Raw genomic sequence first — 22,115 nt, forward strand, 5'->3', positions numbered from 1 at the left:
GTAATTTATCCATTTGTTTAATATTCCTTCTTCTTAAACCTTCATTTATAACTAAAAAACTAATTCTTAAACACATTAGTAATTCCCTCATAAATTCTTAAATTTGCAGCTTATTAAATAATTACAGGCTGCTTTGTTGCAGACTGCAAACAGAATACTAGAAACATGTTCAATAATTTAAGTGATAAGTTAGATAAAGCGTTACACGTATTAAAAGGTCATGGTAGCATTACAGAAGTAAATGTTGCTGAGACGCTTAAAGAAGTAAGACGTGCGCTTTTAGATGCCGATGTTAACTTTAAAATTGCAAAGGAATTTACCGTACGTGTAAAAGAAAAAGCACTTGGTCAAGATGTATTAACAACATTACAGCCAGGCCAATTAATGGTTAAAATCGTTAAAGATGAATTAACCGAATTAATGGGAGGTGATGTAGAAGGTATTAATCTTTCTGGAAACCCTAGTGTGATTTTAATGTCAGGTCTTCAAGGATCTGGTAAAACCACTTTTTCTGGTAAGCTTGCCAATTATTTAAAAAATAAAAAAACGAAGAAACCTTTATTAGTAGCTTGTGATGTTTATCGTCCTGCTGCAATTGATCAGTTACATGTTGTAGGTGATCAAATAGGTGTTGAGGTTTTTAGTGATAGAGGCAATACAGATCCTGTTGCCATTTCGCAAGCAGGTATTGCACATGCAAAAGCCAATGGTCATAATGTTGTGATTATTGATACCGCTGGTCGTTTGGCTGTAGATGAAGCCATGATGACTGAAATCTCTAACATCCATAAAGCAATTCAGCCACAAGAAACCTTGTTTGTTGTAGATTCTATGACAGGTCAAGATGCGGTAAATACAGCAAAAGCCTTTAACGATATTTTAAATTTTGATGGTGTTATCCTTACCAAATTAGATGGTGATACACGAGGTGGTGCTGCAATTTCTATTAAATCTGTAGTTAATAAGCCAATTAAATTTATTGGTACAGGTGAAAAGATGGAAGCCATTGATGTCTTCTATCCATCACGTATGGCAGATCGTATTTTAGGAATGGGAGATGTTGTTTCTTTGGTAGAGCGTGCACAAGAGCAGTTTGACGAAGAAGAAGCTAGAAAACTACAGAAGAAAATAGCCAAAAACCAATTTGGGTTTGATGATTTCTTAAAACAGATTCAGCAAATCAAGAAAATGGGGAACATGAAGGATCTTATCGGAATGATTCCTGGAGCAGGAAAAATGATGAAAGATATTGATATCGATGACGATGCTTTTAAAGGTATCGAAGCGATTATTCATTCTATGACACCAGAAGAACGTGCTAATCCATCAGTAATAAATGCAAGCCGTAAAAAGCGTATAGGTAAAGGGTCTGGAACTTCAGTACAAGAAGTAAATCAACTCTTAAAGCAATTTACGCAAATGAGTAAAATGATGAAGATGATGCAAGGTGGAGGCGGAAAACGTATGATGCAAGCTATGCAGAATATGCCAAAGTAAAGTTTACAGTATTTAGTCCTCAGTTGACCGTTACAAAATTTAGTCTTCAGTTGGCTTTTAAAAATAATAAATTAATCAATAAGAGATTTGCGCCATAGCGTCTTTGCAAGAAAACAATAACCAAAAGCATGACAATTTTAGACGGAAAAAAAGTAAGTAACGACATTAAAAACGAAATCAAAGCCGAAGTCGATAAAATGAAAGCTAATGGTGAAAAAGTACCTCATTTAGCTGCTGTTATTGTCGGTAACGATGGGGCTAGTTTAACTTATGTAGGCAGCAAAGTTAGAGCATGCGAACGTGTTGGTTTCGAATCTACAATGGTGCGTTTGTCAAATACAACAAGTGAAGTTGAGTTGCTCGATAAAATTGAAGAATTAAACAATGACGATAATATAGATGGCTTTATAATTCAATTGCCATTGCCTCCACAAATTAATACGCAAAAAGTATTAATGGCTGTAAATCCTGATAAAGATGTCGATGGATTTCATCCTATGAACTTCGGGAAAATGGCATTAGATATGTCTACATTTATTCCGGCAACACCATTTGGTATTTTAGAATTGCTAGACCGTTATGAAGTAGAAACTAAAGGTAAACATACTGTTGTTATTGGTCGTTCACATATTGTTGGTCGCCCCATGAGTATTCTAATGGGAAGAAAAGGTTTCCCTGGAAATTCAACAGTAACTTTAACTCATAGTCACACTAAAAATATTACGCAGATTACTTCACAAGCAGATGTTATTATTTCAGCCTTAGGAGTGCCTAAGTTTTTAAAAGCCGAAATGGTAAAAGATGATGCTGTAATTATTGATGTTGGAATCACAAGAGTACCAGACGATTCAGAAAAAGGCTATTATATTACTGGTGATGTAGATTTTGAAAACGTAAGCAAAAAGGCAAGTTTTATTACACCAGTTCCTGGTGGAGTAGGTCCAATGACAATTGCCATGTTGCTAAAAAACACATTGTTGGCAAGAGAGCAACACAGAAAAAATTACAGATAATTTTTTAAATGGAATCGTGCAGGCAAAAGTCACGTTAGGTAGTTTTCAACATATCATTCCTATTCTATTTGCAATAGCATTTACTGTTTGTCTTGTAAGTTATTCTAGCAAGAATTTCAATGCATTTCAAAAACAAAAAGCAGTTCATTATTTAGCTTGGTTTGTTTCTCTAACGCTTATTGGGTTTCATGCATACCGAATGCTTTTTGATAGTTATAATTTTAAAACCGATTTACCACTTTACCTCTGTAGTTTAATGGCTTTATTAATTCCTGTGTTTACGTATTATCGTAAATATTGGATGTTTGAAATACTGGTGTTTTGGATTATTGGAGGCACATTACAAGCTGTTATAACACCAGATATTACTATAGGATTTCCAAGTTTCGACTATTTTAGATATTGGATAATCCATTTGGGATTGTTATCCATCATTTTCTATTTCATATTTGAATTAAAAATGAGACCAACATTTAAAAGTGTATTTAAATCCTTCTTTGCACTTCAAGGCTATGTTGCTTTAATGATGCTTTTGAATTACCTGTTAGATGCTAATTATTTTTACTTAAATGAAAAGCCAAAGTCGGCTTCACTGTTAGATTATTTTGGAGAATGGCCGTATTATATTTTGGTAGGTCAGCTAATAATAATTCCTCTGTTTTTGTTGATTTATGGGCCATTTTACCTTTCCAACAAACGAAATATTACTTAGCAAATAACTGAGTCCTATCTTTAAAGGATTTAAATTCTAATGCATTTCCTGAAGGATCTTTAAAAAACATGGTAGCTTGTTCTCCAACTTGCCCTTCGAATCTAATGTAAGGCTCAATAATAAAGGCTATGTTTTTAGATTTTAATAATTTAGAAAACTCTTGAAATGCTTCCCATTCTAAAACAACACCAAAGTGCGGAACGGGAACAGCTTTGCCGTCTACTTGATTTGTGTGCGTATCTGCTTCTGTTTTGTCTTTAAAATGAATAACTAATTGGTGTCCAAAGAAATTATAATCTACCCAATGGTCGCTACTTCTACCTTCTTCAAGTTGTAATGTATTAGTGTAGAAATTTCTACAGGCTTCTAAATTATGAACAGGAATTGCAAGATGAAACGGAGATAAAGCCATAATTAGCGTCTGTTTTTTCTTATTGTATTGTTTTGACTTGCCTCATACGTTTTTGTAGAATCACTTATTAATTCGTTTAGCGTTTTAAATTCGGCTTTAGTCAACTCTCTATATTTTCCAACAGGTACATCAAGCATTATATTCATTATTCGAATACGCTTTAACGCTTGTACTTCATAATTACAATATTCACACATTCTACGGATTTGTCTATTCAATCCTTGAGTTAAAATGATACTGAACGTATATTTATCAATCTTTTTAACCTTACATTTATTAGTGTGTTTGTCTAAATCTTCTAAATAAATTCCTCCAGACATACGCTCAATAAAGGTTTGAGAAATTGGTTGGTCAACAGTTACGATGTATTCTTTTTCGTGATTATTGCTGGCTCTTAATATTTTGTTTACAATATCTCCGTCGTCAGTGAGAAGAATTAAACCTTCACTTGGCTTGTCTAATCTTCCTATAGGAAATATGCGTTTTGGATAGTTGATATAGTCAATAATATTGTCTTTTTCTACTCGAGTGTCTGTAGTACAAACGATACCTACAGGTTTGTTAAAAGCTAAGTACACAAAGTCTTGTTTGCGTTCTCCAATGATTTCGCCATCGACTTTAACAACATCTTCGGATGCGACTTTAGTTCCCATTTCAGGAACAATATCGTTAATAGTTACTCTTCCTGCTTCGATTAAACGGTCTGCAGCTCTACGAGAGCAATAACCAGCTTCGCTGAGGTATTTGTTAAGGCGTTTTAGTTCTTGTGACATGCTGTAAAAGTACAATAAAGATTAGTTATTAATAAACTCAATAATCTTTGGTGTTAAAGAAATATCCTTTAATCCATGACCAAATCCTGAAGTAGAAATAAATTCGGAATTTTTATAACGGTTAGCAATTAATAGTCCGTCTTCATAAGGAATAATACGGTCTTTTTTATCATGGATAATTAAACCTTTGGCTTCAATTGACTTGGTGAAATTTGCAGTTGAAAAGTATGAAACAGGCTGTCCAAAACGTTCAACAATAATATTGTCTAAGCCATTTGAAACTTTATTGTTAAAACCCATCATGGTTTTGTATCTATCAAAAACTCCAGTAAAATGTGCTGGTGCTCCTAATAAAACCATTTTATGTATACTTGGTAATTGATGTTTGTATAAACAAAAAACACTTGACATAGCACCAACTGAATGTCCAATTAGTACATCTGGCTGAAACTTTTTGGCGACTACATTTATAAATTCAGAATATAAAATGGCATTAAATTGTTTTCCGTCAGATCTCCCATGAGCAGGAGCATCTAAGGCGATAATATTATAGTCTTGTGCTTTTAAATCTTTTAAAATATACTCCCAACGTGATGCATTACTTTCCCAACCGTGGGCTAGTAAAATAGTTTTGCCCTTGCCCACCCAACGGTAGGTTGCTATATCTAGATTTTTATAGTTTATTTCTTCATAAAAAGCAGATTCTATTACACGTTTTTGCTGTTCGTTGTAACTTCCTTTTCTAGGTGAAGCAAATAAGTTTATAGCTTTTTTTGCGGCGTATTTAGACGAGATTAGACTCGTTGCGTTAAGAGCTCTACCAATTGATTTAATAACAAAACTACTCATACTTATTGATCTTCTCTATTTACGGCTTCAACTGAAAATGCAGGCAAGCATACCGCTAGATATTCACATGGTTCTGTAAAAGGATTAGAGTATTGTAACCGAGTATTTTTTTCTACTTTAATAGATTGGCCAGCTTCTAAAACTATGGTTTCTCCATCGATAATGAATTGTTTTTTTCCTTTAATGATATACGTATATTCATCAAATTCTGGTGTTTGAAAAGGCTCGGACCAACCAGGGGGAGCGACCATGTGTGCAATACTAATTTCTGAATTACCATCTGTTGCGTTTCCAAAATGTTCTTTTATAATTTTACCATCTTCTGTTGGAACTACAAATGGCGAGTTTTGAATTTTATATTTTTTCATTTTGTTTATTGCTTTTACCAATGAATCATGAAATATTTAATCTTAGCTTTTTCAGGAACTTGAATTGGGTCAATAGTCATATCCATGTCAAAGCGCATGCTCGCAGGAAGCTCTTTTTTATCAATAGTAAAAGAGGCGTTTATTTCATTAACAGAAACGACAATTACATTAATGAGGTTGTCTATTTTTGAAATTTTATAAGCTTCTTTTAGGTCTTTAAATGTACTTAAAGTTGAGATGTTTTTCTCTGTTTTATAACGTGAATCAATAATGTTTACGCTAGAAATTACAGATGTTGAATCTAAAGTTTCTTTTGGAGATAAGTCTAATAGTTTTTTGCCACCTTTTTCAAAAATTTCAATGCTGTTTACAGCTCCAATAAATTCATCTCCGGCAATATAACGCACAACCGAATCATTGCTAAAAATGGCATCTAATTCTTTTACTTGCGTAGAGTCTGTTAGTAAACCAATATGATTCTTAGTAATTGTAAATGGATTTACAACTTTTTCTTTTGCGCAACTAGTAATAATAAGAGCACAAATTAGTGCCATTAATAAAGTGTTTTTCATGTTAGATTTAGGCATTTATTATTTTATCATTTTACTTAATATTCCCAAGACTCCACGGATTACTGTTGCACTGGTTAGAACCTTCACTATAGGATTCATTCGTGTACTTTGTCTTCTAGTTGAGCTTGTTTTTCTTTTACTTTCGGCACGTTTTAAGGCTTCTTTTTCTTCTTTTGCTTTTTGTTTTACCTCTTCTGCTTCGGCTTCTTCAATTTTTTTATTTAACATTTCATAAGCACTGTCCCTATCAATTTCTTGATTATACTTTTTAGCGAGTTTTGATTGTGCTAATAAGCTGGCCAATTCAGACTCTGTTAAAATATCCATTCTGCTCATTGGTGCACGTAACATTGTAGCGGCCAGAGGTGTTGGTTTTCCTTTTTCATCTAAAGCAGAGACTAAGGCTTCACCAATTCCTAATGATGTTAAAACTTCTGCTGTATCGTAATAATCCGTGTCAGGATAATTTTGAGCGGTTAATTTTATGGCTTTTCTGTCTTTTGCAGTAAACGCTCTTAAAGCGTGTTGTACTTTTAAACCCAGCTGCCCTAAAACAGCTTCAGGGACGTCAGTTGGATTCTGAGTAACAAAATATAATCCAACTCCTTTACTTCTAATAAGCTTTACAATACTTTCAATTTGATTTAATAGCGCGTCCGAAGCTTCATTAAAAATTAAATGTGCCTCATCAATAAACATGATAAGTTCTGGTCGGCCACTATCTCCTTGTTCAGGAAAAGTAGAATAGATTTCAGCTAATAAACTCAACATAAACGTAGAGAATAATTTTGGCTTATCTTGAATATCAGTTAATCTAATAATGTTAATATAACCGCGTCCATTCTCATCAATGCGCAATAAATCTTGTGTATCAAATGAGGTTTCGCCAAAGAACAAATCGCCACCTTGTTGTTCTATTTCTATTAATTTTCTAAGAATAGCACCTGTTGAAGCGGTAGAAATACGCCCATAAGATTCTTCAAATTCTTTTTTACCTTCATTAGTAGCATATTGTAAAATTTTCTTGAAATCTTTGAGGTCTAATAAAGGTAAATGGTTGTCGTCACAATATTTGAAAATTACGGAAATGATTCCGGCTTGGGTTTCTGTAACGTCTAATATTCTCGAAATTAAAACAGGTCCAAATTCACTTATAGTTGCTCTTAATCGAACTCCATCTTGTTCAGATAAGGTCATTACTTCTACGGGAAAAGCTTTTGGCTCAAAGGGTAAACCTATTTGCGCATGGCGTTCATCAATCTTTGCATGTCCAGGACTAGGTTTTGCTAAACCACTTAAATCTCCTTTGATATCCATAAGTAAAACAGGAACTCCTTTTTCAGAAAGATTTTCTGCTAAAACTTGTAATGTTTTTGTCTTTCCAGTACCTGTTGCACCAGCAATAAGACCGTGTCTGTTCATGGTTTTTAATGGTACGTTTACAAAAGTGTTAGTCATGGTTTTACCATCTAGCATAGCAGAACCTAAGGTAATATAATCACCTCTAAACGTGTTTCCGTCGTTGATGTCTTTTATGAAAGCTTCAGAATTCTTCATGAGTCAGAAAATTTGGATAAAAATAATGTAATTTTAATCAAGTATGAAATAGTTTTAGATTGCAGTCTTAGTATTTATCAGCAATTAATACTTAATCTTGTTTTGATAGTATAAGAATGTTTAATTATTACTCAGAGTTTACTGCCTACTGCTTACTTATTAATATATTTGCAGCCTTATGACAAGAAGAGAACGACAAGAGTTAATAGATAAAGGGCTATTATTGCCTTTAATGGAAGAATTTTACACCATTCAAGGCGAAGGATTTCACAAAGGTACTGCTGCTTATTTTGTGAGAATTGGAGGCTGTGATGTAGGTTGTCATTGGTGCGATGTTAAAGAAAGTTGGTTAGCAGAATTACATCCGCCTACAGAAACAGAAAAGATTGTTGAAAATGCGGTTAAATATAGCGACACCATTATTGTAACAGGTGGTGAGCCATTAATGTGGGATATGGGACCTTTAACAGCTCAGTTAAAAGCTAAAGGAGTGCAAACACATATCGAAACCTCTGGGGCTTACAAATTATCAGGAGAATGGGATTGGATTTGTCTGTCGCCTAAAAAAATGAAATTACCAACAGAAGACGTTTCTAAAAAAGCAAACGAACTGAAATGTATCATATATAATAAAGACGATTTTAAGTTTGCAGAAGAACAGGCTACTAAGGTAAATGAGGGCTGTATTTTGTATTTACAACCAGAGTGGAGTAAACGCGATAAAATGATGCCGTTAATTGTGGAGTACGTTATGGCAAACCCAAAATGGAAAGTGTCTCTTCAAACGCATAAGTATTTGAATATCCCTTAAAATTCAAATAGATAGTTATTGCATTTGTCCTGTAAATTATTACATATACAATAGTGTTATATTTGTTAAACTTAGAGAAGTAATGGCACAGACACGATATTTCTCTTTTAATCCTTTGGATAAAACAATAGGTAATTATGACACTTATTCTAATACAGAAACGGTAGCGTTAACGGCTAGAGTAGGTGATAAAGCAGGTACAATGGCTACAAAAGATGTAAGATTTTATTAGAGTATATATGAAACAAAAAAAACGCCTTGAGAAATCAGGGCGTTTTTTTGTATATGCCAGATAGATTTAACCTTTAAAAGGCACAGCAACTCTCACAGTTCCCCAGCCTAAATGCATATTAATTCCGTTGTCAGATTTATTAAATGCAATAGAAAATGCTTCTAAAGATTCTTTTGCTTCTGTAACGGGTACTTTTAGACGTGCAACATCATTTTTTTCATTATAAGAATAACTTCCCCAAACATTTAAGTCTGTGCTAATAATTGCTGTCCATTCTTCTTTTCCAGGAATGACATAAAAAGTATAAGTTCCTGCTTTTATCTCTTTATTTCCAAACATCAGGTCTTTATAAAGTGTAATTTCGGCAGCTTCATTTGCTCCTGTTCTCCATACTTCCCCGTTTTTTACTAATTCACCTACCGAGCGATTATTTAACTGTGGACGACTATAGGCGATTTTTATTATTTTGTTTGAATCTTTGTAATTAGAAGGGAAAGCGGCAACATCCATAGGACTCTTATCTAAGCCTTTAAATTCTTGTGCACCAACATTAAATGTAAATAACATTAAAAAGGCAAAAGCGATTGAAGTCATTAAATTTGATTTTTTCATAAGTAATACTGTGTTTTAGATTTTGTTAAAAATAGTTTTTAATTCTATGAATAGTCGCAATTACATATTAAAATTTACATATTCATAGTAAAACTAATAATTTCGAGATGAGTTAGTTTTAAAACAATATGTATTATGTGTTTAAAGTTTTAAATTGAAACCATTTAGTTGTATTGTGTTTTAAATATGAAAGTTTAATTTCATATTTGTCCTATAATTAATAATGCAAGGGCTAAGCTTAATTGAAGCCAAATTCAAATAAAAAAATAAAAGTTATGTGCGGAATAGTATGTGCGTTCGATATAAAACAGAAAGTTGAAGATTTAAGACCTCAGGTTTTAGAAATGGCAAAAACCATTCGTCATCGTGGACCAGACTGGAGTGGAATTTATAGTGATGAAAAAGTGATCATGGCACACGAACGTTTAGCTATTGTTGATCCAGCCTCAGGGAAGCAACCTTTGTTGAGTCCTGACCAAAAACTAATTCTTGCAGCTAATGGAGAAATATATAACCATAGAGCTTTGCGACAACAATTTGAAGGAAAATACGATTTCCAAACTCAAAGTGATTGTGAAGTAATTTTAGCCTTATACCAAGAAAAAGGAGTGGATTTCGTAGATGAAATGAACGGTATCTTTGGTTTTGCTATATACGACGTAGAAAAAGATGAATATTTTATCGCTAGAGATCATATGGGAATTATTCCTTTATATATAGGTTGGGATAAAAATGGAACTTTTTATGTCGCTTCAGAATTAAAAGCGCTAGAAGGTATTTGTACTAAAATTGAATTATTTCCTCCAGGACACTACATGTCTAGTAAAGATGGCGAATTTGTAAAATGGTATAAACGCGATTGGACGGACTATGATGCTGTAAAAGATAACGAAACAAGTATAGAAGAAGTAAAGCAGGCCTTAGAAGATGCTGTACATAGACAACTAATGAGTGATGTGCCGTATGGTGTATTGTTGTCTGGTGGTTTGGATTCATCTGTAACCTCTGCTATTGCTAAAAAATATTCAGAAAGACGTATCGAAGCGGATGACAAAGAAAAAGCATGGTACCCTCAATTACATTCGTTTTCAGTTGGATTAGAGGGTTCGCCTGATTTGGCGGCAGCTAAAAAAGTGGCAGACCATATAGGAACTGTGCATCACGAAATTAAATTTACCATCCAAGAGGGTTTAGATGCAATTAAAGATGTGATTTACAATATTGAAACATACGATATTACTACAATACGTTCGTCTACACCAATGTATTTAATGGCAAGAGTGATTAAATCGATGGGAATTAAAATGGTATTATCTGGTGAAGGAGCAGATGAGTTATTTGGTGGGTATTTATATTTTCATAAAGCACCAAATGCACAAGAATTTCATGAAGAAACGGTTCGTAAATTAGATAAGTTGCACATGTATGATTGTTTAAGAGCAAACAAAAGTTTGGCCGCTTGGGGAATAGAAGGTCGTGTACCATTTTTAGATAAAGAATTTATGGATGTGGCTATGCGTATTAACCCAAGTGATAAAATGATTAATGGAGAGCGTATGGAAAAATGGGTCGTTCGTAAAGCGTTTGAAGATATGATTCCAGAAAGCGTAGCATGGCGACAAAAAGAACAATTTTCTGATGGAGTAGGCTATAGCTGGATTGATACTCTAAAGGAATTAGTTGAAAAAGAAATAACTGATGAACAAATAGAAAATGCATCATTCCGTTTTCCAATAAACACACCTTTAAATAAAGAAGAGTATTATTACAGAACTATTTTTGAAGGACATTTTCCAAGTGATGCCGCTGCTTTAAGTGTACCACAAGAGGCAAGTGTGGCTTGTAGCACAGCAACAGCTTTAGAATGGGATGAAGCCTTTAAAAACATGAATGACCCATCGGGTAGAGCAGTAGCTAAGGTGCATTCAGATTCTTATGTCAAAGCTTAAATGAGAATTAAATAACGAAGTAAAAAGACCAATCAAAAAAGATTGGTCTTTTTTATATGTAGCATTGTTGTAATTTCATAATCTTAATTGTATCAATGTTATTACCAGATTTTAAAAAATTTCTTATTGAAAAAGACGGATGATCTGAAGAGGAATTCGCCCAAATACCCCTTTTATAAAAACGAAAAGAGTTGCTAATCACGAGTTCTTATTAAAATCAGGAGAGGTTTGTTCACATTCTTTTTTTTTTTTTTTTTTTTGAAGAGCTTTCAACTTACTATATAGATGCTATTGAGGATACATTAACTGTAATGTTAGATGAAGAATTTGTTAATGAGGTGGTCAAAGTCAATTCAAATTTTAGAATTCAAAACGAAAAACTATTACAGAATCACATTCGACATTTATAGAAACATACCGGTTTGTTAATAGGAGCTTCTGCAAAAGTAAGATACCTGGAATTTGTCAATATGTATCCAGATACCATGTTACGTGTACCACAATGGATGACTTAATAGATGAGGTTAAAGTCTAAATCTGTTTTTTATAAATCGATTTATAAAAAGTCAGTTTTAAAGTTGGCTTTTTCTCCTTTTACACGATAAATTTGTCTAGATATCGCACTCAAAAACGAAGAAATTCTTCAATTTTAACGCTCATTCAAACTTCAAAATTCGACTTTTAAAGCCTTTTTGGTTTTTGTTGATTCTGAGTTAGCCTTAAAATTAGTTAAATCAAATTTAAGGTGCTTTTTAGCCTTTTTAAGGCATTATTAAGTAATTAACAAATGTTGATAATTATCGGTTTCAATCCATAAAAAGCTTTTATAAAGTGTTTTAAAATCGTATATTTGTTAGTATTCAAAAATGATACAACTGTGTCATTTTTTTTATGTCAAAGCGGTCTTAATTTTTAAAATGAAATTGAAGGAAATTAGGATAGCTGGATTGATTCCGTTTAAAAAAATAAATGGAACTTTTTTTAATAAAGATTCGAACTAAAATGTATTCAAAATAATGAGCGAGAAAAGAGAAGAATTTAATAAGGATAATTATTCTGCAGATAGTATTCAGGCTTTAGAAGGTATGGAGCATGTACGTATGCGTCCATCCATGTATATTGGAGATGTAGGTGTCCGTGGTTTGCACCATTTAGTTTATGAGGTAGTTGATAACTCTATTGATGAAGCTTTAGCTGGTCATTGTGATAATATTACTGTAATTATTAACGAGGATAATTCTATTACCACAGAAGATGATGGTCGTGGTATTCCTGTAGATTTACATAAAAAAGAAGGAGTTTCTGCATTAGAGGTTGTTATGACTAAAATTGGTGCAGGTGGTAAATTTGATAAAGACTCTTATAAAGTGTCTGGTGGATTGCATGGTGTTGGTGTAAGTTGTGTAAATGCGCTATCTGAGCATCTTAAGGCAACCGTTTACAGGAAAGGAGAAATTTGGGAGCAAGAGTATGAAAGAGGTAAGGCTACGTACCCTGTAAAAAGAGTTGGTGAAACTGAAAAAAGGGGGACGATTGTAACTTTTAAACCAGATCCAACGATTTTTACACAAACCTTAGAGTATAGTTATGATACGTTAGCAAGTCGTTTACGAGAATTAGCATATCTTAATAAAGGTATTACCATTCATTTGGTTGATAGACGTCATAAAAAAGAAGATGGTGAGTTTGATGGAGAAACATTTCACTCTAAAGAAGGACTAAGTGAATTTATAAAATTTCTCGATGGCAATCGTGAACCTCTAATGAAAGATGTTATTTCTTTTGAAGGCGAAAAAAATGGCGTGCCTGTAGAAGTTGCGATGGTTTATAATACGTCTTATGCAGAAAATTTACACTCGTATGTAAATAATATTAATACTCATGAAGGTGGAACACATTTATCTGGTTTTCGCCGCGGTTTAACGCATACACTTAAAAAATATGCTGACGAATCTGGCATGTTAGATAAGTTAAAGTTTGATGTGTCTGGTGATGATTTTCGTGAGGGTTTAACTGCTATTGTGTCTGTAAAAGTTCAAGAACCACAGTTTGAAGGTCAAACCAAAACCAAACTAGGAAACCGTGAGGTTTCAGCAGCGGTAAGTCAGTCGGTATCTGAAATGCTAACAGACTATTTAGAAGAAAATCCTGAGGATGCCAAGACTATAGTACAGAAAGTGATTTTGGCTGCTCAAGCTCGTCACGCAGCTCAAAAAGCTCGTGAAATGGTGCAACGTAAAACCGTAATGAGTATTGGTGGTTTACCTGGGAAATTATCAGATTGTTCTGAGCAAGATCCTGAAAAATGTGAAATTTATCTAGTAGAGGGAGATTCTGCAGGTGGAACAGCAAAAATGGGAAGAGATAGAAATTTTCAAGCCATTTTACCTTTAAGAGGTAAGATTCTTAATGTAGAAAAAGCGATGACCCATAAAGTGTTCGAAAATGAAGAAATTAAGAACATGTTTACGGCTTTGGGTGTGACCATTGGTACCGAAGAAGATAGTAAAGCTTTAAACCTTTCAAAGTTAAGATATCATAAAATTGTGATTATGTGTGATGCCGATATTGATGGTGCGCATATTGAAACTTTAATTTTAACGTTCTTCTTCCGTTACATGAAGGAGTTAATTGAAAAAGGGCATATTTATATTGCTACGCCGCCGTTGTATTTGGTGAAGAAGGGAGCGAAAAAAGAGTATGCATGGAATGATGAAGAACGATTGGCTTTAATGGAGCAGTATGGTGATGGAGCAAAAATACAACGTTATAAGGGTCTTGGAGAAATGAACGCAAGTCAACTTTGGGATACAACTATGAATCCTGAGTTTAGAACATTGCGTCAGATTCATATTGATAATGGGGTAGAAGCGGATCGCGTGTTTTCTATGTTAATGGGAGACGAAGTACCACCTCGTAGAGAATTCATAGAGAAAAATGCTATTTATGCAAATATTGATGCCTAAGTATTAATAATTTAATATATAAAAAAAAACACCCACTTTTGGGTGTTTTTTTGTGCCTTTATTTTTCTGATTTTTATAATATCAAATAATAAAAAATCATCGCTTTTAAGCTTATTTAGTATAAGGTTCGTAGGCTAATTATCCATGTATGTGATGAAAATAAATCATTTTTATGATTATTTTTATAATTTAGGCCTATGTAAAAACCACTATTGCTATGAGAAAATTTATCACTTTAATTGTTGTTATTGCTAGTGTGCAATTAACTAAAGCCCAGGATTTAGAAACTATTTTGCTTGCTTCAGAGGATGCTAGTTTGCTTACGCAAAATTATTTAAATCCAGCAATGGTGGGATTAATGTATAGTATGAATGGTGGTTGGGCAACAACAGCAAAAGTTCATAAAAAGTTTGGCTTTGATATTACTATTGGTGTTAATGCCTCTTTTGTACCAGATGCAGCTAAAACATTTGCATTTAATCCAGCAGATTACCCTTTTTTATCTGTAGCAAGTGGACAAAACAAGTTACCAACAGTAATGAGCGAGGATGATACAGAGGCGACTATAGATGTTTCAATACCAAATGGAGATGGCACCTCTAGAGTAATAAGTTTTGATATGCCTGGAGGTATTACAGAAGATTTACCTGTAAATGCAGTGCCTGCTCCAACAGTGCAAATTGGGTTTGGATTACCATTTAAAACAGATATTAAGGCGCGTTTTGTGCCAACTCAAAATTATGATGATGTTGAAGCTAAGCTGCTTGGTTTTGGATTGCAGCACGACTTAACACAATATTTAGGCCCCTTAGATAAATTGCCGCTTAGTGTATCTGTTTTAGGTGCATTTACGAGTATGAGTGTCACTTATGCAATGTCAGATACCGATAATTCTGATAACGTTTTTGTTACAAATGGCGAAGCAGAATTTAAAATGAATACATGGACGGTTCAGGCATTAGCTTCTTTAGATTTTAAATTAATTACATTCTACGGAAGTCTTGGTTATAACAACGGAAAGACAACAGCTAAAATGAAAGGAGATTATACACTAACTTACGATGTAGAAGATAGTAATGGGAACCAAATGGGGACGGTTCAAGAAGAGATAAGCGACCCTATAAATTTAAATTTTGAGGCAAATGGAATGAGAGCAACATTAGGCACAAGATTAAATTTAGGATTCTTTAAAATATTTGGCGATTATACGTTTCAAAAATATAATACAGCTACAGTTGGTATAGCGTTGAGCTTCAGATAAAATTAGATCTTAAAACAAGAGACAAAAGCACAAGATTTACTCTTGTGCTTTCTTCGTTTAAAGCAATTTTATTCGTAATTTTACAATCATTTAAAACAATTAGTTTCACATAATAAAACATATAAAACAAATGAAAGTAACCGTAGTTGGCGCAGGAGCTGTAGGGGCAAGTTGTGCAGAGTATATTGCAATTAAAAACTTTGCTTCAGAAGTTGTAATTTTAGATATTAAAGAAGGCTATGCAGAAGGTAAGGCAATGGACTTAATGCAATGTGCATCTTTAAATGGGTTTGATACTAAAATTACAGGAAGTACAAACGATTATTCTAAAACAGCAAATAGTGATATTTGTGTAATTACTTCTGGTATTCCTCGTAAACCAGGTATGACACGTGAAGAATTAATAGGTATTAACGCAGGTATTGTAAAAACAGTATCAACAAGTTTAGTAGAGCATTCTCCAAATACAATTATTATTGTTGTAAGTAATCCAATGGATACAATGACGTATTTGGTACACAAAACTACAGGTTTACCAAAACACAGAATTATAGGAATGGGTGGAGCGTTAGATTCTGCACGTTTTAAATACAGATTAGCTGAAGCATTAGAAGCACCTATTAGTGATGTAGATGGTATGGTAATCGGTGGTCATAGTGATAAAGGTATGGTGCCATTAACATCTCATGCAACTAGAAACAGTATTAAAGTTTCTGAATTTTTATCAGAAGAACGCTTAAACCAAGTAAAAGAAGATACTAAAGTTGGAGGAGCAACACTAACAAAATTATTAGGTACTTCAGCTTGGTATGCTCCAGGTGCTGCAGTAAGTGGCTTAGTTCAGGCTATTGCTTGTGACCAAAAGAAAATATTTCCATGTTCAGCCTTGTTAGATGGTGAATATGGTTTAAACGATTTATGTATTGGTGTACCAGTAATCTTAGGTAGAAAAGGAATTGAAAAGATTGTAGACGTACCTTTAAGTGCTGCTGAAAAAGCACATATGGTAGAAAGTGCAGAAGGTGTAAAAAAGACTAATGGATTATTAGAACTTTAATTATATCAATAGATTAATTATTTCACAATAGCCTTGCTAACTCATCAGTTGGTGAGGTTTTTGTTTTAATTAGGGTAAGTTTATGAGATTTTACCCGAAGATGTGACCAAAATAGAAGATTTGTAGGGCATAAATTTCAAAATATTTAGAATAAAGACGGTTGAAATACAGTCTTTATTTTTTTGTCTATATTTGGGGCATGAAAACCAAACTGAAATTTGGAATATTAGCTTTACTCTTAGCGTTTTTAGGAACGTTTATAGAGCATACAACGCTACCAAATCAACAGATTGTAATTCAGTTTTCAGATACGTCTATTACAGCTGAAGATACTGAAAATGCTATTGAAGCCATTCAAGGCAAATTACAAAGTATTGGTGTTACTCAAATTCAGATTGGTCAAAATAATAAAGGTCAGCTTAGAATTACCTATCATAGTGATGCTAATGTGGCTTATATTCAGAAGACACTTTTTAACGTTGAAGAGTTAAAGTTAGCTTACAATTCCTCTCAAAACCATTCAAATAATTTTCCAGAGAAGAAAGGTGTAAAAAACTATGAGCTTAATATTTCTGAAATAAAGACAGGTAGTGATATTGATTGGAGTTTTGAAGGAACTCAAGTTGCAGAGATAAATCAAAAGACAGACCACTCCAAACCACTAAAAGTTAATTATTCAAGCGAACTGAATAATACAAAACAAAGTAACAACACTGTTAATGTTGCTGTTATAGTAAATACGGCTATTGCCAATGCAATAGATAATATATCCTATAAAATTCCTGAAGTTAGAGCAGGGCCAACCGTTTAAAAAAAACTGTTCTTTCTAAAAGAATTTTTACTTCATTCCAAGTCTTTCTTATTCAATAGAAACGACTAAAAATCAAAATCATAAAAAACATTGTTGAATTATAGTGTATACTCTATATTTGCGCGTTCAAAAAATTCGACATTAAATAAATAATTACAATGCAAAACAAAGGAATAATTAAGCTTTTTGCGCTTTTATTTGGTTTGGTAAGTATTTACCAATTATCATTTACATTCAAAGCAAACCAGCTAGAAGATACAGCAAAAGAAGCAGCAATTGCTAAAATCGCAGACACAGAAGACGATTACCAATCTAAAAGAAACATCGAAGAGGTTCGCTATTTAGATTCATTAAAAACCACTAAAATTAAAGTAGGTGATAAGTTTGAACCTATTGAAGTTTATAATTTAGGGTTTGCAAAATATTCATATACTGAAGTTGAAAATAATGCCATGAACCTTGGTTTAGACCTTAAAGGTGGTATTAATGTTATCCTTCAAATTTCGGTTAGAGACATTTTAAAGGGATTAGCTAATAACAGTAAAGACCCTATTTTTAATAAAGCTTTAGATGATGCAGAAGAGTTACAAAAAGATGCACAAGAATCTTACTTAGAATCTTTCTTTAGAGCATTTGATGCTATTAAAGGTGATACTAAATTAGCATCTCCAGACATTTTTGCAAATCGTACGTTAAGTGATGAGATTAAATTCGATATGTCAGATAACGAAGTTAAAAGTATCATTGAAACAAAAATTGATGAGTCTATCGTTTCTGCTTTCGAAGTATTACGTAAGCGTATTGATAAATTTGGTGTAACATCGCCAAACATTCAACGTTTAGGAAATTCTGGTCGTATTTTATTAGAATTACCAGGAGCTAAAGATATTGAGCGTGTTAAAGATTTAGTTACTAAAACAGCACAATTACAGTTTTGGGAAACCTATAAGACTCAAGAAGTTTTACCTTATTTAATGCAGGTTAACCAAACTTTGATTGAAGAAAATAAGGCAAATGAAGCAAAAGAATCTAAAAACGATGCTATTGCAGAAACAACAGTAGATCAAGATTCAGCTTCAAGTGCTATTGATGACTTAACGGGTCAGATAGAATCAGACTCAACTAATGTAGCCGATTTAAACCCATTAGGTATTCAAGGGTACGGAAATGGTGGCTCTGTAGTTGGTATGTTCTTAGCTAAGGACAAAGAAAAAGTTATGGCGCATTTAAATGCACCAAAAAATAGAGCTTCACTTCCTGCAGAAATGCGTTATGTAAAATTTGTTTGGGGAATACAAACAGAAGATTCTGAGTATTCAGAACTTTATGCAATTAAAGGAAACAGAGATGGAGTACCGGAATTAAGTGGTGCTGTAATTACAGATGCTAGACAAGACTATGACCAAGTAAGCAGACCTGCTGTTAGTATGCAGATGAATGCTAAAGGTGCTAAGATTTGGGAAGAAATGACCAAAAAAGCATACGAAACTCAAGGTTATATTGCTATTGTTTTAGATAATATTGTGTATTCTGCGCCAAGTGTATCTACAGGTCCAATTGCAGGTGGTAATTCACAAATTTCTGGAGCATTTTCGCTAACAGAGGCTGTCGATTTAGCTAACGTTTTAAGAGCTGGTAAATTACCTGCTTCTGCTCAAATTGTTCAAGCAGATGAGGTTGGACCTTCATTAGGTCAAGAGGCTATTGATAGTGGTATGAAGTCATTCGTAATCGCTTTAGCATTTGTTTTACTTTGGATGTTGTTTTACTATGGTAAAGCAGGTGGTTTTGCAGATATCGCTTTATTATTAAACATCTTATTAATCTTTGGTGTATTAGCAAGTTTAGGAGCTGTATTAACTTTACCAGGTATTGCAGGTATTGTATTAACTATAGGTATTTCGGTCGATGCAAACGTGCTTATTTTTGAAAGGATACGAGAAGAATTAGCAAAAGGTAAATCGCAAAAAGAATCTATTAAAGATGGTTTCTCTAACGCCTTATCTTCAATTTTAGATGCGAATATAACAACCGGTTTAACCGCTTTAATATTATTTGTATTTGGTACTGGTCCAATTAAAGGATTTGCAACAACATTAATCATTGGTATTTTAACGTCTTTATTTACAGCGATTTTTATAACTCGTCTATTAGTAGATTGGTATATAAATAGAGGTGGTAAATTAGATTTCTCTACTGGTTTAACAAAGAACTTATTTACCAATGTAAATATCGATTTCTTAAAGAAACGTAAGATTGCTTATGCTATTTCTGCGGTATTTATTGTAGCTAGTTTAGGGTCTCTTTTTACAACAGGATTAGATCAAGGTATTGATTTTGTTGGAGGTAGAACTTATCAAATACGTTTTGATCAGGATATGAGTGTTGAGGAAGTGAAAAATGACCTACATAATGTATTTGAAAGTGCAGAAGTAAAAACTATTGGTGGACCAAATCAATTAAAGATTTCTACCAAATATTTAGTAGAAGATACGTCTGTTGAAGCCGATGAAAAAGTACAGTCAATGTTGTTTACTGCGCTTCAAAAATACCTTCCAGAAGGAATTACATATGAAGAATTTTTAGATGGATCAGGAGATAAGAAAATAGGTAAAATGTTATCTAGTAAAGTAAGTCCAACAATTGCCGATGATATTAAGAAATCATCTATCTGGGCTATTTTAGGATCTTTAGTAGTAGTTTTCTTATACATCTTATTAAGATTTAAGAAATGGCAATTCTCTCTTGGAGCTGTAGCTGCCGTTTTCCATGATGTTTTAATCTTGTTAGGTATCTATTCATTAACATGGAGGTTTATGCCATTTAGTATGGAGATTGACCAAACGTTTATTGCGGCAATCTTAACAGTAATTGGTTACTCTTTAAATGATACGGTTGTAGTATTTGATAGAATTAGAGAGTACTTTAATGAAAACTTAGGTTGGAGTTTTGATACAACTATTAACAAATCTATAAACAGTACTATTAGTAGAACATTAAATACCTCGTTAACAACATTAGTGGTGTTATTGGCAATGTTCTTATTTGGTGCAGATTCACTTAAAGATTTATTATTTGCATTAATCGTTGGTGTAATTGTAGGTACATATTCTTCTGTATTTATTGCAACACCAATTATGTATGATACAGCTAAAAAAGGTAACGTAACTGATGCACTTAAAAATAAAGTGAAAGAAGACGTTGAAGAAGCTTAAGCTTACAACAAATAGTATTCTGAATTAATTCAGAGTTTAAAAAATGCCTTTCTTAATAGAGAGGTATTTTTTTTGTTTCTAAATCTTTAATAGCATATATTTATTTATAATCCAATTGTAATTCATGTCTAACACAATAAAAGTGCTTTTGTTGAAGTACGGAATTCCTAGCCTTGCTGTTATAGTAATTGCTGTGCAGTTCTTTTTTGTAAATACACAAAGTCTTAATAAATGGAAAGGTGGTGGTTATGGTATGTACACAGGAATCCATTATTACTACAATCAGATATATATTCCAGGCATGTCAGTGGATTCTCTGATTGCAAATAATAATGAAATGGAACGGATTTTTAAGCATTTAAAACTAATGCCTAATGATGATAATTTAATGAGTGCTGCAGAATTTCTTGTAAAAACAACGCACAAAGATAGTATTCATATTCAAATATGGAAACCATCCGTTAATTCGAAACATGGTGTTTATTCAAGAGCTTTGGTCAATGAGATTTATTATAAAAAAACAAGCCTGTGATATATTGGATAGGTATAAAAGAGAAATTAAATAATCACATTGAGCTTGCAAGTCAGTTGCTGCTTTTAGTACTTGGAATCTATATTTCTATTATGTCTGAAAAATATGGTATATGGAAAACTCCAGTGCTTTTTCTAGGTTTGTTTTATTGGTTTTTCTTTCGTCACAAGATAAAGCACCCTATTATTTGGATGGCCTTTTCTGCACTACTGCTTTTTGATCTCTACCTCATGTATTTGAGAGTGGCAAATCATCATTTTGTGTTAACATTTATGACGCTTTCTGTTTTGTGTTATCGCTATCATAAACGTAGTGATATACTTTTAAAAAACATTCAGATACTTTTGGTTATTGTTATATTGGCGTCGGTTTTGCAAAAACTAATATCTAATCAGTTTATAAGTGGTAACTTCTATTATTACATGTTGAATAGAGGTTTTCTGTTTGACCCTTTTTTAGGATTTTTTCCTGAAATTTCAGAGGTAACAAAAAGCAATACGGAAAGTTTAATAGCCTTGCAAGCTACAGATCCCAATATTGGTGAAAGCATTGTTTTAAAAGATGTATTTCCAAATCTTGGTGTAATTAGTCAAGTATTTGCAATGCTGACTATAGCTATGGAATTTATTGTTGCAATTGCTATTTTATGGAAACCTAAAAGTACGTGGACGCATTTGCTTTTTATAATGTTGATTATAGGTATACTTTGTACGCGATTAGAAACAGGTTTTATGGCCTTGCTTGCCATTTCTGGCTTGTTTTTGTGCAACAATATTAAATTGAGATTGTTGTATGTAATAATAGCAATGTTTTGTGTTGTTTTAGTCGTGACTAAACTTGGCTATCATTAGCTATAATATAGTTGCGTGTATAGATATCAGAAACTTTACTGATGAAGGGGTTTAACCTATTTTGA

General features: G+C 33.1%; 20 protein-coding genes. 13 read left to right on the top strand and 7 right to left on the bottom strand.

The window, feature by feature from the left end; genetic code table 11:
• Positions 1 to 165: 165 nt before the first annotated feature.
• The 3 genes from ffh (at position 166) to KO504_RS13685 (ending at position 3,222) form a co-directional block, all read left to right on the top strand.
• A complete protein-coding gene (gene ffh, locus KO504_RS13675; RefSeq protein ID WP_215927754.1) occupies positions 166 to 1,497 on the top strand; it encodes a signal recognition particle protein in 1,332 nt (443 codons plus the stop codon).
• Between the two features lie 128 nt (positions 1,498 to 1,625).
• The gene (locus KO504_RS13680; protein ID WP_215927756.1) at positions 1,626 to 2,510 is read left to right on the top strand and encodes a bifunctional 5,10-methylenetetrahydrofolate dehydrogenase/5,10-methenyltetrahydrofolate cyclohydrolase; all 885 of its coding nucleotides are present in this window, start codon (positions 1,626 to 1,628) and stop codon (positions 2,508 to 2,510) included.
• A 16-nt stretch (positions 2,511 to 2,526) separates the two neighbouring features.
• The gene (locus KO504_RS13685; RefSeq protein ID WP_354667402.1) at positions 2,527 to 3,222 is read left to right on the top strand and encodes a YwaF family protein; all 696 of its coding nucleotides are present in this window, start codon (positions 2,527 to 2,529) and stop codon (positions 3,220 to 3,222) included.
• Here KO504_RS13685 and KO504_RS13690 read toward each other — a convergent pair.
• Genes KO504_RS13690 through KO504_RS13715 form a run of 6 tightly spaced genes read right to left on the bottom strand, consistent with a single transcriptional unit; the run spans position 3,215 to position 7,753 of the window.
• The gene (locus KO504_RS13690; RefSeq protein WP_252723697.1) at positions 3,215 to 3,634 is read right to left on the bottom strand and encodes a VOC family protein; all 420 of its coding nucleotides are present in this window, start codon (positions 3,632 to 3,634) and stop codon (positions 3,215 to 3,217) included. The two genes, KO504_RS13685 and KO504_RS13690, sit on opposite strands and share 8 nt — an antisense overlap.
• Positions 3,635 to 3,636: 2 nt before the next feature.
• Positions 3,637 to 4,407 (bottom strand): pseudouridine synthase, encoded by a 771-nt coding sequence (locus KO504_RS13695; protein ID WP_215927758.1) that lies wholly within the window; start codon positions 4,405 to 4,407, stop codon positions 3,637 to 3,639.
• Positions 4,408 to 4,428: 21 nt separating this feature from the next.
• On the bottom strand, positions 4,429 to 5,256 hold the full coding sequence (locus KO504_RS13700; protein WP_215927760.1) for an alpha/beta fold hydrolase: 828 nt from the start codon (positions 5,254 to 5,256) through the stop codon (positions 4,429 to 4,431).
• 2 nt (positions 5,257 to 5,258) lie between these two features.
• Entirely contained in the window at positions 5,259 to 5,624 is a 366-nt protein-coding gene (locus KO504_RS13705; RefSeq protein WP_215927762.1) for a cupin domain-containing protein, read from the bottom strand.
• A gap of 14 nt (positions 5,625 to 5,638) precedes the next feature.
• Positions 5,639 to 6,178, bottom strand: coding sequence for a hypothetical protein (locus tag KO504_RS13710; RefSeq protein ID WP_252723698.1), 540 nt, complete (start codon positions 6,176 to 6,178; stop codon positions 5,639 to 5,641).
• A 36-nt stretch (positions 6,179 to 6,214) separates the two neighbouring features.
• Positions 6,215 to 7,753, bottom strand: coding sequence for a helicase HerA-like domain-containing protein (locus KO504_RS13715; RefSeq protein ID WP_215927766.1), 1,539 nt, complete (start codon positions 7,751 to 7,753; stop codon positions 6,215 to 6,217).
• Between the two features lie 178 nt (positions 7,754 to 7,931).
• Between KO504_RS13715 and KO504_RS13720 the strand changes: the two genes are divergently transcribed.
• Both KO504_RS13720 and KO504_RS13725 read left to right on the top strand, forming a co-directional pair.
• The gene (locus tag KO504_RS13720; RefSeq protein ID WP_215927768.1) at positions 7,932 to 8,564 is read left to right on the top strand and encodes a 7-carboxy-7-deazaguanine synthase QueE; all 633 of its coding nucleotides are present in this window, start codon (positions 7,932 to 7,934) and stop codon (positions 8,562 to 8,564) included.
• An 82-nt stretch (positions 8,565 to 8,646) separates the two neighbouring features.
• On the top strand, positions 8,647 to 8,796 hold the full coding sequence (locus KO504_RS13725) for a hypothetical protein (RefSeq protein ID WP_215927770.1): 150 nt from the start codon (positions 8,647 to 8,649) through the stop codon (positions 8,794 to 8,796).
• A gap of 66 nt (positions 8,797 to 8,862) precedes the next feature.
• Here KO504_RS13725 and KO504_RS13730 read toward each other — a convergent pair whose 3' ends face one another.
• On the bottom strand, positions 8,863 to 9,408 hold the full coding sequence (locus tag KO504_RS13730) for a DUF2911 domain-containing protein (RefSeq protein WP_215927771.1): 546 nt from the start codon (positions 9,406 to 9,408) through the stop codon (positions 8,863 to 8,865).
• 275 nt (positions 9,409 to 9,683) lie between these two features.
• On the opposite strand from KO504_RS13730, the gene asnB reads away from it, so the two are divergent.
• From asnB to KO504_RS13770, 8 genes are all read left to right on the top strand, one after another.
• Positions 9,684 to 11,357, top strand: a complete 1,674-nt coding sequence (asnB, locus tag KO504_RS13735; protein ID WP_215927772.1) for an asparagine synthase B — start codon at positions 9,684 to 9,686, stop codon at positions 11,355 to 11,357.
• A 1,016-nt stretch (positions 11,358 to 12,373) separates the two neighbouring features.
• Entirely contained in the window at positions 12,374 to 14,323 is a 1,950-nt protein-coding gene (gene gyrB, locus KO504_RS13740) for a DNA topoisomerase (ATP-hydrolyzing) subunit B (RefSeq protein ID WP_215927773.1), read from the top strand.
• A gap of 217 nt (positions 14,324 to 14,540) precedes the next feature.
• A complete protein-coding gene (locus KO504_RS13745) occupies positions 14,541 to 15,584 on the top strand; it encodes a DUF6588 family protein (protein WP_215927774.1) in 1,044 nt (347 codons plus the stop codon).
• A 130-nt stretch (positions 15,585 to 15,714) separates the two neighbouring features.
• Positions 15,715 to 16,641 (top strand): malate dehydrogenase, encoded by a 927-nt coding sequence (gene mdh / locus KO504_RS13750; RefSeq protein WP_215927775.1) that lies wholly within the window; start codon positions 15,715 to 15,717, stop codon positions 16,639 to 16,641.
• 199 nt (positions 16,642 to 16,840) lie between these two features.
• Positions 16,841 to 17,452 carry a hypothetical protein gene (locus tag KO504_RS13755; protein ID WP_215927776.1) on the top strand — a complete coding sequence of 204 codons (612 nt, stop codon included), beginning with the start codon at positions 16,841 to 16,843 and terminating at the stop codon, positions 17,450 to 17,452.
• A gap of 158 nt (positions 17,453 to 17,610) precedes the next feature.
• Positions 17,611 to 20,667 carry a protein translocase subunit SecDF gene (gene secDF / locus KO504_RS13760; RefSeq protein WP_215927777.1) on the top strand — a complete coding sequence of 1,019 codons (3,057 nt, stop codon included), beginning with the start codon at positions 17,611 to 17,613 and terminating at the stop codon, positions 20,665 to 20,667.
• A gap of 124 nt (positions 20,668 to 20,791) precedes the next feature.
• Positions 20,792 to 21,199 carry a hypothetical protein gene (locus KO504_RS13765; protein WP_215927778.1) on the top strand — a complete coding sequence of 136 codons (408 nt, stop codon included), beginning with the start codon at positions 20,792 to 20,794 and terminating at the stop codon, positions 21,197 to 21,199.
• The gene (locus KO504_RS13770) at positions 21,196 to 22,050 is read left to right on the top strand and encodes a hypothetical protein (protein WP_215927780.1); all 855 of its coding nucleotides are present in this window, start codon (positions 21,196 to 21,198) and stop codon (positions 22,048 to 22,050) included. Before KO504_RS13765 ends, KO504_RS13770 begins: the two co-directional genes overlap by 4 nt.
• Positions 22,051 to 22,115: the final 65 nt, after the last annotated feature.

The organism is Winogradskyella psychrotolerans (assembly GCF_018860565.1).
GTDB classification, from domain to species: Bacteria; Bacteroidota; Bacteroidia; order Flavobacteriales; family Flavobacteriaceae; genus Winogradskyella; species Winogradskyella damuponensis.

Bases quoted from the DNA above. Each gene is read 5' to 3' on its own strand.
- KO504_RS13705 (WP_215927762.1), bottom strand. From the start codon at position 5,624: ATGAAAAAATATAAAATTCAAAACTCGCCATTTGTAGTTCCAACAGAA.
- KO504_RS13765 (WP_215927778.1), top strand. From the start codon at position 20,792: ATGTCTAACACAATAAAAGTGCTTTTGTTGAAGTACGGAATTCCTAGC.
- KO504_RS13730 (WP_215927771.1), bottom strand. From the start codon at position 9,408: ATGAAAAAATCAAATTTAATGACTTCAATCGCTTTTGCCTTTTTAATG.
- KO504_RS13680 (WP_215927756.1), top strand. From the start codon at position 1,626: ATGACAATTTTAGACGGAAAAAAAGTAAGTAACGACATTAAAAACGAA.
- ffh (WP_215927754.1), top strand. From the start codon at position 166: ATGTTCAATAATTTAAGTGATAAGTTAGATAAAGCGTTACACGTATTA.
- KO504_RS13695 (WP_215927758.1), bottom strand. From the start codon at position 4,407: ATGTCACAAGAACTAAAACGCCTTAACAAATACCTCAGCGAAGCTGGT.
- KO504_RS13745 (WP_215927774.1), top strand. From the start codon at position 14,541: ATGAGAAAATTTATCACTTTAATTGTTGTTATTGCTAGTGTGCAATTA.
- gyrB (WP_215927773.1), top strand. From the start codon at position 12,374: ATGAGCGAGAAAAGAGAAGAATTTAATAAGGATAATTATTCTGCAGAT.
- KO504_RS13700 (WP_215927760.1), bottom strand. From the start codon at position 5,256: ATGAGTAGTTTTGTTATTAAATCAATTGGTAGAGCTCTTAACGCAACG.
- secDF (WP_215927777.1), top strand. From the start codon at position 17,611: ATGCAAAACAAAGGAATAATTAAGCTTTTTGCGCTTTTATTTGGTTTG.
- KO504_RS13710 (WP_252723698.1), bottom strand. From the start codon at position 6,178: ATGGCACTAATTTGTGCTCTTATTATTACTAGTTGCGCAAAAGAAAAA.
- KO504_RS13690 (WP_252723697.1), bottom strand. From the start codon at position 3,634: ATGGCTTTATCTCCGTTTCATCTTGCAATTCCTGTTCATAATTTAGAA.
- KO504_RS13720 (WP_215927768.1), top strand. From the start codon at position 7,932: ATGACAAGAAGAGAACGACAAGAGTTAATAGATAAAGGGCTATTATTG.
- mdh (WP_215927775.1), top strand. From the start codon at position 15,715: ATGAAAGTAACCGTAGTTGGCGCAGGAGCTGTAGGGGCAAGTTGTGCA.
- KO504_RS13725 (WP_215927770.1), top strand. From the start codon at position 8,647: ATGGCACAGACACGATATTTCTCTTTTAATCCTTTGGATAAAACAATA.
- KO504_RS13755 (WP_215927776.1), top strand. From the start codon at position 16,841: ATGAAAACCAAACTGAAATTTGGAATATTAGCTTTACTCTTAGCGTTT.
- asnB (WP_215927772.1), top strand. From the start codon at position 9,684: ATGTGCGGAATAGTATGTGCGTTCGATATAAAACAGAAAGTTGAAGAT.
- KO504_RS13715 (WP_215927766.1), bottom strand. From the start codon at position 7,753: ATGAAGAATTCTGAAGCTTTCATAAAAGACATCAACGACGGAAACACG.